Here is an 11,463-nt window from a genome sequence, read left to right on the forward strand (position 1 = left end):
CATCGGTGTTTACGCTTGCGCAAAGCCTACCGCCATGCCCCTCGCCGCAACAGATATCCGCCGGTCGGACGCCGGGAGCCGATGCGACGAAGGTCGTCTCGACGGCCGCCGAAAGGCCCTGGCCACGGCTGGCCCCCGAGGCGGACTGTCGATTGATGGGGACCTTCTACGACACATCCCGCCGGAAAGGTGCCGCGCGATGACCGGTTCCAGTGTGACGCGGACGCTGCCGGAGGGTCTTTCCTCGGCCGAAGCTGCTCGCCGGCTGGCTCGCGACGGCGCCAACATCGTGCCGCGGCGGCCGCCGGCACCGTGGTGGCGACGGGTACTGCGGCAGTTGCGGGACCCGTTGATTCTGGTGTTGCTCGTCGCCGTGATTCTCACGGTGGCGACCGGGGACTGGACCGATACGGCGGTCATCGCCCTGGTCATCGTGGTCAACACCGCGGTCGGTGTCGGTCAGGAGATCCGTGCCCAGCAAGCCATCTCGGCGCTGGAACAACTGACCGCACCCACGGCCCGGGTCATCCGCGATCACGATCAACGGCAGATACCGGCGGCCGACGTGGTCGTGGGCGACCTCGTCGTGCTCGGCGAGGGCGATATCGTCGCCGCGGACGCGACCGTCGTCGAGACCGCCGCGTTGATGCTCGACGAGTCGGCGCTGACCGGGGAATCGCTGCCGGTCGACAAATCCGTGGACGGCGACCCGGACCTGTCGGCCGGCACGGTCGTCGTGAAGGGCCGGGGCGTCGCGGTGGTGACCGCGATCGGCGCCGCGAGCGCCACCGGCCGCATCGCCGGACTGCTGGATCGCCGGACCGGTCCGACACCGCTGCAACGACGTCTGGTCGACATCGGGCGGCTGCTGGCCGCGGTCACGATCGTGCTGTGTGTGGTGGTGTTCGCGCTGGGACTGGTCCGGCAGCAACCACTGGAACTGATGCTGGTGACCGCGATCAGCCTCGCCGTGGCGGCGGTTCCGGAATCACTGCCGGCGGTGGTGACCCTCGGGCTGGCGCTGGGCGCCCGCCGCATGGCCGCCCACCGCGCCCTGGTCCGGACGCTGCCCGCGGTCGAGACGCTGGGGTCGGTCACCGTGCTGGCCACCGACAAGACGGGAACCCTGACCGAGGGCCGGATGGTCGTCGGAGAGATCTGGACGGTGACGCATCGGTCCTCGGAGGACGATCCGGCGGTGGGCGAACTGCTGGCGGCCGCCGTGTTGTGCAACGACGCGCAGTTCGTCGCACCCACCTCCGAGGCGGACGAGGCGGCGGTGCTGGGCGACCCGACCGAAGCCGCATTGCTCTGTGCCGCAACGAAAGCCGGCATCGATGAACGGGAGTTGCGGACCAGGATGCCCCGCGTCTCGGAACTGCCGTTCGACAGCGATCGCAAGCGCATGACGACCGTGCACCGTCTACCGGACGGCACCTACCGCACCGTGTGCAAAGGCGCGCCCGAAGCCGTTGTGCGCGAGACACTGGTCGATGCCGGTCCGGCGCTGCGGGTTGAAGCGCTGGAACGTGCGGCCGCGTTCGCCGGCCAGGGGTATCGGGTGCTGGCGGTCGCCGCGGCGGATCGCCCGGATGCCCCCGGCGAGCATCCCGAACACGGCCTTCACCTGCTCGGTCTGGTCGCGATTCTGGATCCGCCGCGGGAGGAGGCCGCCGCGACGGTGGCGGCCTGTCGCCGCGCCGGGATCCGTCCCATCCTGATCACCGGCGACCATCCCGGCACCGCCGCCGCCGTCGCCGCCGACCTGGGCATTCTGGCGAGTGACGAGGCCGTCGTCGATGCGCGCGGGGCGAGCGAGGCCGAACTGGGCAGCGCCGCAGTCTTCGCGCGCGCTACCCCCGACCGCAAACTCGACATCATCCACACCTTGCAGGCCGACGGCCAGATCGTCGCCATGACCGGGGACGGGGTCAACGACGGGCCCGCGCTGCGGCGCGCCGATATCGGCGTGGCGATGGGCCGGCGCGGCACCGAGGTGGCACGACAGGCCGCGGACCTCGTGCTGGCCGACGACAACCTCGACACCCTCGTGGTCGCGGTCGAGGAGGGCCGCCGCGTCTACGCCAATATCCGGCGTTTCCTGATCTACGGCCTCTCCGGTGGGGCGACGGAAATCGCGGTCATGCTGTTCGGCCCGCTGTTCGGACTCGCACTGCCGCTGCTGGCCGCCCAGATCCTGTGGGTCAATCTGCTCACCCACGGCCTCACCGGGGTCGCCCTCGGTGGCGAACCGGCCGATCCGGCGATCATGCGCCGCCGGCCGCGCCCGCCCGCGCAGAGCATCCTCGGCGCCGGTCTGTGGCAGCGGATTCCGCGCATCGCGTTCGTCCTCACGGTGGTCACGCTCGCGGTGGCGGTGTGGGCACACCACACCGACCGGCCCTGGCAGACCATGGCGTTCTTCACCCTGGGGGTGACGCAGCTCGGTGTAGCGCTGGGATCGCGCACGCGTCCGTGGTCGAGCGCCAATCCACTGTTGCCGGTGGCGATCGCGGTCTCGTTCGCGCTGCAGGTCGCCGCGGTGTATCTGCCGCTGCTGCAACGGCTGCTGGAAACCCGGGCCCTGAGCTTCACCGACCTGCTGGTGGTGAGCGGGCTCTCGGTATTCGGGTACGCCGCCGTGCGGATGGATCGGCTGCTGCATCCGGGATCGGAACGGGCGGCCGACACGGCACGCAGCCTCACATGAAGGTCAGCACCTCGTCGACGTCGCGGCGCGGGGTCGAGGGCGGGATCGGGTCGTCCGCCGGAGAGTTGCCGATGCGGACCAGGACCTGCGGGAAGTGGTGATGCGGGAGCAGCGCGGCCAGGGCTCGACGACCCGCGGGCGCCTCCGTGAGGTGGGTGACCGGGCAGGTTCCCAGTCCCGTGGCGGTGCATTCGAGCAGTACCGCGGACAGTGCCTCGCCGGTGCGGAGCCAGTACGGCCGCGCATCTTCCGGTGAGCTGATCGCGACGAGCCGGGCGTGATCGAGGTGACCGGCGCGGCGCTCCGAATGCGGCGCCGACGGGAACGCTCGGGCGACGTCGACTCGCGCGAGTTCGGCGTCGGAGATCAGACCGCTGGCGGGGATGCCCTCGGAGCCTTCGACATGTCCTGCCCACCAATGTAATTCGTCCTGATACATCCAGTCGTCGCGGCGAGCCGCGGCGGCGGCGCGCGAGATCGCGGCGGCCCGGGCGCGGATGTCGCCGGCGAATTCGTCGAAGTCGAGGTCGTGCGGGGTGACGAGGGCGCGCAGCCTCGGCGCCACTTGCTCCCAGTGCCGGGGCGCGTCCATCGGCAGCCGGTCGGTGTATCGATGGGTGATGGCCGCCGCCCGATGCGGGATGCCGTTCGGCGGGTCTCCCCACGGCCGGAATTCGAGGACCGCCATGAGGCCGGGCCGCTGCGGATCGGGCATCCGCACGATATCGGTGTGCCAGTCCCGGGCGGCGAAGGCGGTGCGGGCGTGATGCAGTACCGTGCCGCAGCTGATCACCTGTTCGCGGCCGTGTGGGTCCGCGCCGGCGAGGACGCGATCGGGATCGGTGTACAACAGCAGCTGGTGCCGATCGAAGATCCACCGCCAGGGTTGAGTGTTGTGGACCGAGGGTGCTCGCTGCGCCAGCTCGACCACTGCCGCGACCGTGCGGTCGTCGGGCGTGTCGACGATTGTCGAATGCTTTGCCGTGGTCATGGTGTCCAGTCTCACAACCGCGAGGCGATGCGAATACGGGCGTTGATCCCGCACGGTGGGGCCGATGGTCACCGGCGATCCGGGCTACTCCGCGGCGGTACGCGAATGCAGTTTGGTGGCGTAGACGGCCGCCTGGGTGCGGCGCTGCATACCGAGTTTGGCCAGCAGCCGCGACACGTAGTTCTTGACGGTCTTCTCGGCGAGGAACATGCGATCGGCGATCTCGCGGTTGGTCAGGCCCTCACCGAGCAGGTCGAGCAGTTTGCGTTCCTGCTCGGTCAGCGTCGCCAAGGGGCCGTCGGGCTCGGTGCCGTGCCGCAGCTGCTCCATCAGTGCGGCGGCCGCCCGGTTGTCCAGCAGCGATTTCCCGGCGCCGACATCCTTCACCGCGCGGGCCAGCTCCATCCCTTTGATGTCCTTGACCACATAACCGCTGGCACCGGCGAGAATCGCGTCGAGCATCGCGTGCTCGTCGGTGAAGGAGGTGAGGATCAGGCAGCGCAGGCCGTCGACCTTCGACAGCAGCTCCCGGCACAGCTCGATGCCGTTTCCGTCGGGCAGGCGGACATCGAGCACCGCGACGTCGGGTCGCAACGCGGGGATGCGAGCGAGGGCCTGCGACACCGATCCCGCCTCACCGACGACCGACAACTCCGGGTCGCCGTCGAGTAGGTCACTCAGCCCGCGGCGGACGATTTCGTGGTCGTCGACCAGGAAGACCTTGATCATGGCGAGTGCGTCCTATCGGAGAAGCGGTGAATGTACCCACCATATCCGCCTGATCAGCCACTCATCATGGACGAAAGTCCCTTTCCTGGTTGCTGGAACTTCCTGATTGCCGGGAGCTACGCGTCGCCGGGAACCGTCGCGGCCGTCCCGTTGAGTTCGCTGCCGAGCAGTACCGCGCGCAGTGGCTCGGGGACCACCGCGAGGACGTGGTCGAGATGCCCGGGGGAGAACACATCGGACAGTGCGATCGTCACGGCGCCGATCAACGCGACCGCCTCGTCGGCGGACACGCCCGCCTCGTGGGCGAACGCGTCGACGAAGGAGGCGACGTCGTGGTGCACGGGAACATGGGCGGGCACCCAGCCTTCGTAGAAGATGCCACGCAGCAATTCGGGCAATTGGGCGCTGAAATGCGCGGCCACGGGGACTTCGAGGCGGTCGCGCACGGTATGCAGCCAGGCGCGTAGCGCGCGCAGGGCGAAGGTCCGGTCCTCGGTGGCCAGCCGGTCGGCCACGGTTCGCAACCAGGTGTGGGCGGTGTTCAGGGCCGGAGCGAACGGATCATCGTGGTAGGTCATTCTTTTCGGCTTTCGGCGAGGGGGTCGGTGGCGCCGGCGGTCCGGGTGACTCCGGTGCGCCGACGAGACGGATACCGGTCACGATGGTGGGTTCGATTTCGACGACCGTATCCATGGTCGCCGCTGTCCACGGTCGCAGCATTTGCTCGTATCGCGCGACCCGGTGCGGATCGGCGACCGGCCGCGCGAGGCCGGTCACCACGACCGACCAGCCGGTGTGGGTGCCGGGGTCGATCTCGTCGGCCTCGTAGGCGACCACCACTCCGGAATCGGCTCGGATCGCCGAGGTCAGCCGGGACGTGAGCCGGGTGCGCACCACGACGCGCCCGTCGGCTTCGACGACATGGTTGACCGGGCGAATGGCCGGTAGCGCGTCGCGAGTGAAAACCACTCGGCCGTAAGCGATTCCGGCCAGCAGCCGCATCGCCTCCGCGCGGCCGAGGGCGACCGTGGAGTTGGGTGCGCCGTCGTCGGTGCGGTCGGTCGGTATCACGATGCGGTACCTCTCGGGAGCTGAGCATCCGGTCTGTTCATGCCACCACCGCGCGGGCGGTGCTGCTAGGGGCGAAGGTCCACCACTGCGAGGCCTTCGCCGGATTCATCGTCGCGAGGTGATGAATCCGTAGTGACCGTCGTAGCGGTGATAAAACACGCAGCCGCGATCGAGTTCGCGATCGCGGTAGAAGAGGAACGGCGAACCGCTCAGTTGCAGCCGGGTCAGGGCCTTCGCGCGGTCGAGGACGGGGGCCGGGGCCTCGTCGACGGTGAGCGGCAGATCCGCCGCATCGGCGGTCGCCGCGCGTTCGTCGAGCCGGGTCAACCGGTAGTGACCGCCTGTCGTGCGCGCGAGCACGCTCTCGGTATTCGCGCCGGACTCGGTGAACAACCAGAAGTCGTAGTCCATCAGCGCCATATCGGCCGCGGCCTCCGCGGCGGTGCGGTCGAGCAGATGAAAACACTTGGTGCGCACGATCTTCCGTTGCGTGACCGGGCGCAGATAGAGCAGTGTGGCGGCCGGCGGATCACACCGCTGCGGCCGCGCCGCTCCACCGCCGATCGGCATGCGCAGCCGAGCGCGGGTCCGTGTCTGCAGCAGATCCACCGCCTCGCGGGCCGTTGCTCCCGTCACCTGTACCCGCAGCGGTCGCGCGGCGACGATGTCGGCCTGTGCCACGAACGGATTCGCGAGCGCCGACTCGCGATGGTCGGCCAGGCGGACCCGGATCGATGCCACCGGCGACGGTGCACAGCGCGCGGCGTCGCCGATGCGCCGCCGCGCGTACTCGCCGAACATGCTGGGGACTCGATCACCGAGCCGGATGTCGACGGTGGGCAGGCCGTACCCGGGGCCCTGGTCGTCGGATTCGGCGCGGCGTACGGTGCCGTGCCGAGCACCCGGCGCGGTGCTCGCGAAGTTCATGGTCACGCTCCTTCGCGTCGATACCACCGCATCGCCGGCGCTCGGGCCAGGGCCGAAGGTCACCGGCCCGCCTCGTGTTCGTCCGCGCTGTCAGGTGCCGGGGGCGGGCTCGGTGGTGTCCGGCGGCCCGGAATACGGACTCTGCACGGCTGCGAACTCCGGCGTGGAGGCGAGGGTGATCACCGCGTCGAACAGCTGCTTTCCCTGCCGCGGATCGGGAATCTTCGTCAATACGGGGCCGGAGAATCCGCGGCCGTCGACGACGGCGATCGGACTTCCGCTGGGCTGCCCGAGGGCCTGCTGGGCGGCCCGATGCTTCTCGGCGACGAACTCGTCCGAGCCGGCGTCGTCGGCGGCCGCGGCGAGCGCCGGATCCAGATTCAGGCGGGCGAGCACATCCGCGATCGTCTCGTCGGTGATCGGTTCCTTGCGGGTGTGCGCCACTGTGCCGAACTCCTGATACAGCCGGTCGAACCCGTCGTCTCCGTATCGGCGGGTGACGGCGGCGAAGACCCGCCCGAGGCGCCGCGATCGTTCGATCATCGGCCGTTGGTCGTCATCGACGTCGCGTCCCTCGTTGAGGACGGCCAGGCTCATCTGCCGCAGCGTGACGTGAGCGTCGGCGCTGGTCTGCAGCCAGCGCGCGGTGACCCAGCTGAACGGGCAGACCGGGTCCACGTACAGCGCGATATCCGTCATGTCGTCTCCTTTCGTCTTCATGGCCGGTGTACCCGGATGTGGCCGAGCGCACCTTTGCGTCCCAGATACCCCCTGGGGTATGTTGGCCGCTATACGAAATATACCCCAGGGGGTATCGAAGGAGGCGTGATGACCGAAACGCAGGTCGTGTCACCGCCGGCGGCCACCACGCGAGGCCCCGGCGGAATGCTGAGCAGACTGGGTGCCGCCATGGCCGGCCACGCCCGGATCGTGTTCGGGGTGTGGCTGCTGGTGCTGGTGGCGCTCGGAGCCGCGGCGCCGAGCGTGTTCAATTCCCTCGCGGGCGCCGGCTGGCAGGCGAACGGGTCGGATTCGGTGCGCGTGCGCGAGCTGGCCCAGCAGCACTTCGGCGGCAATTCGTCGGCCGCGGTGCAGGTCGTGGTGCATTCCGACAGCCGGACCGTCGAGAGTCCGCAAGTGCAGTCGGTGCTCGGCCGGATGACCGCGATCTTCGCCGGTGATTCCCGCTTCGGCGAGGTGGTGGCGCCCCAGCCGGGGATGTCGATCAGCCCCGACGGGCACACCGGAATCCTCATCGCCGGCGCCGCGGCCTCGACCGACGACATGGTGAAGGCGGTCGACGCCCACAAGGATGCGCTGACGGCGTTGTCGGGCAACGGAATCGACGTCTATCCGACCGGTGCGTCGGCGCTGTGGAGCGACTTCAACAAGGCCAATCACGATGCGATGCTGAAGGCCGAGATGTTCTCCTGGCCGGTGACCCTCGCGATCATGGTGGTCGCCTTCGGATCGCTGGTCGCGGCCGGGCTGCCGCTGCTGCTCACCATGGCCGGCTTGATCGCCTCGGCCGGCGGGCTGGTGCTGCTCAACCACGTGACGCCGATTTCGGTGTGGGCCATGAACTTCGCGATGATGTTCGCCCTGGCGCTGGGAATCGACTACGCCTTGTTCATCGTCGCCCGCTTCCGCGGCGCGCTCGCGGCGAGTTCCGATCCACGCGCGGCGGTCGCCGAGACCATGAGCACGGCGGGTAAGGCCGTGGTGCTGTCCGGGCTGACGGTGCTGGTCAGCTTGTCGGCGGTGCTGATCGTGCCGGCTCCCGCAGTGCGGACGATGGCCGTCGGAATCATGTTCGCGGTGGCGTTCGTGCTGCTGGCGACGCTGACTCTGCTCCCCGCCGCGCTGGGAGCACTGGGTGGCCGGATCAACGCCGGATCACTGCCGCGGATCGGTCGCCAGCCGCACCGCTCACCGCGGTTCGCGGCCTGGGGACGGATACTGCACGATCGGCCGTGGCCGTTCGCGATCGCCGCGCTGCTGGTCCTGGTCGCGCTCGCGATCCCGGTGACCGGGCTGAAGGTCGCGATGCCGTCGATCCAGGTCGTGCCCGCGGATGCACCCGTTCGTCAGGGTTACGAGCTGGTGCAGGCACAGATGGGCGAGGGTGCTCCCGGGATGCTGCAGATCATCGCGCCCGCAACGGAATCCGGCGCGGTGGCGAATGCGGCCTCGGCGGTCGACGGCATCGCGATGGTCACCCCACCGCAGCCCGCCCGCGACGGCAGCGGACTGGCGATGATGCAGGCGCTGCCCAACGTCGATCCCTCCGACGCGCGGATGGCCACGATCCTCGATCACCTACGCGACCGGCTGCCGGCCGGAGCGCTGGTCGGCGGCGCACCCGCGGAGAATCTGGACCTGCAACACGCGCTGAACCACTACTTCCCGATCATCGTCGGAATCATTCTGGTGCTCGGCTTCGCCCTGCTGCTGGTGGCGTTGCAGGCTCCGCTGATCGCGGCGCTGGGCACGGTGGTGAGTCTGCTGTCGACGGCGGCGGCGTTCGGAGTGGCGAAACTGATCTTCCAGGACGGGCACGGGGCCGGCCTGCTCGGTTTCCGCCCGCAGGGATTCCTCGACGGCTGGGGCCCGGTGTTCTTCTTCGCGATGATCTTCGCCATCGCCATGGACTACACGGTATTCCTGCTGGCGACGGCGAAGGAACACTACGAACGGTCCGGGGACCCGAGTCGCGCCCTGGTGGACGGGCTGGCCCATTCGGGTCGAGTGATCTTCGCGGCCGCGGCGGTGATGGTGGCGGTGTTCTTCACCTTCTCGCTCGCCGATCCGCTACCGCCGAAGGAGATGGGCATCATCCTCGGTGTGGCCGTGCTGCTGGACGCCGCCGCGGTGCGACTGGTGCTGCTGCCGGTGCTGTTGCGCCTGACCGGTCACCGGGCCTGGGCGTCACCGCAATGGTTGCGCCGGATCCTGCCCCCGATCAGCTTCGCGCATGACTGACGCCACAACCCTCCAGCATACCCCCAGGGGTATGCTGGAGGGGTAGGCGACGAGAGGACGGACAGCCATGGTCGGCAACGAGGAAACGATCGCACAGGTACTCAACCGGTTGCGCCGCGCACAGGGGCAACTGGGCGGTGTGATCGCCATGATCGAGCAGGGACGCGACTGCAAGGACGTCGTCACCCAGCTCGCGGCGGTCTCGCGCGCCCTGGACCGGGCCGGATTCAAGATCGTCGCGACCGGCCTGCGCGAATGCCTCACCGGCGAGAGCGCCGACGGCGCCGAACCGATGAGCGAAGCCGAACTCGAGAAACTGTTTCTCGCCCTCGCCTGAAAAGCGAAGGCGCCCACCCGATTACCGGAAGTGAACGCATGCCGAACCTACCTCGCCACCAGGGCTGGTCCATCGCCCGCGTCGTACCGCTGCTGGCCGGCACTCTCGTGCTGATCAGTGTGGTCGCGGCCGCGGCATGGTCGGGCTGGTGGCTCGTTCTCACCGGGTTCGTCGGCGCGAATCTGCTGCTCTTCGGCGTCGCGGGCTGGTGTCCGGCGACCCTGCTGCTCCGGCGGCTGGGCCTGCCGGCCACCGCCGGCTGCGCCGTCTCACGAACCTGACCCCACCATCGACAGAAAGCGGGCGACCATGAATCTGGCGATTTCCACCACGCTGCACACCGACCGGTTCGACGATGCCGTCGAGCGGACGCGGGCCGCACTGGCCGAACAGGGTTTCGGAGTGCTGACCGAGATCGACATGGCCGCGACCCTGAAAGCCAAACTCGGCGAGGACATGGAGGACTACCTCATCCTCGGCGCGTGCAACCCGCCGCTGGCGCATCGCGCGGTCGGCGTCGACCGCCGCATCGGATTGCTGTTGCCCTGCAACGTGATCGTGCGGCGCGACCCGGGCGACGCGGGGACCGTCATCGTCGAAGCGATGGATCCCGAGGTCATGGTGCAGGTCACCGGTGATCCCGGACTGCAACCGATCGCGACCGAGGCCGCCGCGAAACTCCGCGACGCCATCGATGCGCTGACCGGGGCCTGACGGCGTCACGCGCGGCCGGCACGCGGGCGCGCGTGAACTCCGTTATCTTCGAGCTCATGGATTCCGAGGCAACGGCCGACCTGCGCCGCCGCCTCGGTCTCGGCGACGCGGTGGTGATCGGACTCGGGTCGATGATCGGCGCGGGTATCTTCGCCGCGCTGGGCCCGGCGGCTGCCGCCGCGGGTTCCGGTTTGCTGATCGGGCTGGCGATCGCGGCCGTCGTCGCCTACTGCAATGCCACCTCCTCGGCCCGGCTGGCCGCTCGCTATCCCGCCTCCGGCGGCACCTACGTCTACGGTCGGGAACGCCTGGGGGAGTTCTGGGGGTATCTCGCCGGTTGGGGCTTCGTCGTCGGTAAGACGGCCTCGTGTGCGGCGATGGCACTCACCGTCGGTGCCTACGCCTGGCCCGGCCATGCGCATGCGGTGGCGGTCGCGGCGGTGGTCGCGCTCACCGCGGTGAACTATCGCGGGGTGCAGAAGTCGGCGCTGCTGACCCGGATCGTCGTCGCCCTGGTGCTGGCCGTGCTGGCCGCGGTCGTCGTCGCGGCGTTCGCCGGCTCCGCCGCCGACGCGGGCCGGTTGGCGATCGGAGCCGACACATCGGTCCGGGGCATTCTGCAGGCCGCCGGACTGTTGTTCTTCGCATTCGCCGGTTACGCCCGCATCGCCACCCTCGGTGCGGAGGTCCGCGACCCCGCCCGCATCATTCCGCGGGCGATCCCGCTGGCCCTCGGCATCACGCTGGTCGTGTACGCGGTGGTCGCCGTCGCGGCGCTGACGGTGCTCGGGCCGCACGAATTGGCCTCGGCCGCGGCGCCGCTCGCCGAGACGGTGCGCGCGGCGGGGCGACCCGAGCTCGTGCCCGTGGTGCGTGCCGGGGCGGCGGTCGCCGCGCTCGGCTCCCTGCTGGCATTGATCCTGGGGGTCTCGCGCACCACCTTCGCCATGGCCCGGGATCGGCATCTGCCGCACCGGCTGGCCGCGGTGCATCCGCGTTTCG

At 69.6% G+C, this 11,463-nt stretch carries 12 protein-coding genes; 6 read left to right on the forward strand and 6 right to left on the reverse strand.

All coding sequences use genetic code 11. The features are described 5' to 3' along the window. Window positions 1-199: 199 nt before the first annotated feature. On the forward strand, window positions 200-2,710 hold the full coding sequence (locus RJ03_RS29985; RefSeq protein WP_051025426.1) for a cation-translocating P-type ATPase: 2,511 nt from the start codon (window positions 200-202) through the stop codon (window positions 2,708-2,710). On the opposite strand, the gene RJ03_RS29990 is transcribed toward RJ03_RS29985, so the two are convergent. The 6 genes from RJ03_RS29990 to RJ03_RS30015 all read right to left on the reverse strand — a co-directional run bounded on the left by RJ03_RS29990 (window position 2,703) and on the right by RJ03_RS30015 (window position 7,127). Further along, window positions 2,703-3,701, reverse strand: coding sequence for an Acg family FMN-binding oxidoreductase (locus RJ03_RS29990; RefSeq protein WP_036508974.1), 999 nt, complete (start codon window positions 3,699-3,701; stop codon window positions 2,703-2,705). The genes RJ03_RS29985 and RJ03_RS29990 overlap by 8 nt on opposite strands. Before the next feature lie 84 nt (window positions 3,702-3,785). Continuing rightward, on the reverse strand, window positions 3,786-4,430 hold the full coding sequence (locus RJ03_RS29995; RefSeq protein WP_036508952.1) for a response regulator: 645 nt from the start codon (window positions 4,428-4,430) through the stop codon (window positions 3,786-3,788). Window positions 4,431-4,546: 116 nt separating this feature from the next. Further along, window positions 4,547-5,008, reverse strand: a complete 462-nt coding sequence (locus RJ03_RS30000) for a DUF2267 domain-containing protein (protein ID WP_051025427.1) — start codon at window positions 5,006-5,008, stop codon at window positions 4,547-4,549. Beyond that, window positions 4,992-5,501: a pyridoxamine 5'-phosphate oxidase family protein gene (locus tag RJ03_RS30005; protein ID WP_063820471.1), complete on the reverse strand. Its 510-nt coding sequence runs from the start codon at window positions 5,499-5,501 to the stop codon at window positions 4,992-4,994. The genes RJ03_RS30000 and RJ03_RS30005 overlap by 17 nt, the downstream gene beginning before the upstream one ends. 105 nt (window positions 5,502-5,606) lie before the next feature. Beyond that, on the reverse strand, window positions 5,607-6,428 hold the full coding sequence (locus RJ03_RS30010; protein ID WP_051025428.1) for a sigma 54 modulation/S30EA ribosomal C-terminal domain-containing protein: 822 nt from the start codon (window positions 6,426-6,428) through the stop codon (window positions 5,607-5,609). Between the two features lie 90 nt (window positions 6,429-6,518). After that, the gene (locus tag RJ03_RS30015; protein ID WP_036508954.1) at window positions 6,519-7,127 is read right to left on the reverse strand and encodes a mycothiol-dependent nitroreductase Rv2466c family protein; all 609 of its coding nucleotides are present in this window, start codon (window positions 7,125-7,127) and stop codon (window positions 6,519-6,521) included. A gap of 129 nt (window positions 7,128-7,256) precedes the next feature. On the opposite strand from RJ03_RS30015, the gene RJ03_RS30020 reads away from it, so the two are divergent. From RJ03_RS30020 to RJ03_RS30040, 5 genes are all read left to right on the forward strand, one after another. Further along, entirely contained in the window at window positions 7,257-9,410 is a 2,154-nt protein-coding gene (locus RJ03_RS30020; protein ID WP_036508956.1) for an MMPL family transporter, read from the forward strand. A gap of 67 nt (window positions 9,411-9,477) precedes the next feature. Beyond that, window positions 9,478-9,747 (forward strand): metal-sensitive transcriptional regulator, encoded by a 270-nt coding sequence (locus RJ03_RS30025; protein WP_030516394.1) that lies wholly within the window; start codon window positions 9,478-9,480, stop codon window positions 9,745-9,747. 38 nt (window positions 9,748-9,785) lie between these two features. Further along, on the forward strand, window positions 9,786-10,028 hold the full coding sequence (locus RJ03_RS30030; RefSeq protein WP_036508958.1) for a YgaP family membrane protein: 243 nt from the start codon (window positions 9,786-9,788) through the stop codon (window positions 10,026-10,028). Between the two features lie 28 nt (window positions 10,029-10,056). Beyond that, window positions 10,057-10,461, forward strand: a complete 405-nt coding sequence (locus RJ03_RS30035; RefSeq protein WP_036508960.1) for a DUF302 domain-containing protein — start codon at window positions 10,057-10,059, stop codon at window positions 10,459-10,461. A 56-nt stretch (window positions 10,462-10,517) separates the two neighbouring features. Next, window positions 10,518-11,463 (forward strand): APC family permease (locus RJ03_RS30040; protein ID WP_036508962.1); only part of this gene is annotated, 946 nt, incomplete at its 3' end.

The sequence above is a fragment of the Nocardia aobensis NBRC 100429 genome (genome assembly GCF_000308375.1).
Lineage (GTDB): Bacteria > Actinomycetota > Actinomycetes > Mycobacteriales > Mycobacteriaceae > Nocardia > Nocardia aobensis.

Coding starts and splice junctions, on each gene's coding strand:
- RJ03_RS30015 (WP_036508954.1), bottom strand. CDS start 7,127: ATGACGGATATCGCGCTGTACGTGGACCCGGTCTGCCCGTTCAGCTGG.
- RJ03_RS29985 (WP_051025426.1), top strand. CDS start 200: ATGACCGGTTCCAGTGTGACGCGGACGCTGCCGGAGGGTCTTTCCTCG.
- RJ03_RS30025 (WP_030516394.1), top strand. CDS start 9,478: ATGGTCGGCAACGAGGAAACGATCGCACAGGTACTCAACCGGTTGCGC.
- RJ03_RS29995 (WP_036508952.1), bottom strand. CDS start 4,430: ATGATCAAGGTCTTCCTGGTCGACGACCACGAAATCGTCCGCCGCGGG.
- RJ03_RS30010 (WP_051025428.1), bottom strand. CDS start 6,428: ATGAACTTCGCGAGCACCGCGCCGGGTGCTCGGCACGGCACCGTACGC.
- RJ03_RS30035 (WP_036508960.1), top strand. CDS start 10,057: ATGAATCTGGCGATTTCCACCACGCTGCACACCGACCGGTTCGACGAT.
- RJ03_RS29990 (WP_036508974.1), bottom strand. CDS start 3,701: ATGACCACGGCAAAGCATTCGACAATCGTCGACACGCCCGACGACCGC.
- RJ03_RS30030 (WP_036508958.1), top strand. CDS start 9,786: ATGCCGAACCTACCTCGCCACCAGGGCTGGTCCATCGCCCGCGTCGTA.
- RJ03_RS30020 (WP_036508956.1), top strand. CDS start 7,257: ATGACCGAAACGCAGGTCGTGTCACCGCCGGCGGCCACCACGCGAGGC.
- RJ03_RS30000 (WP_051025427.1), bottom strand. CDS start 5,008: ATGACCTACCACGATGATCCGTTCGCTCCGGCCCTGAACACCGCCCAC.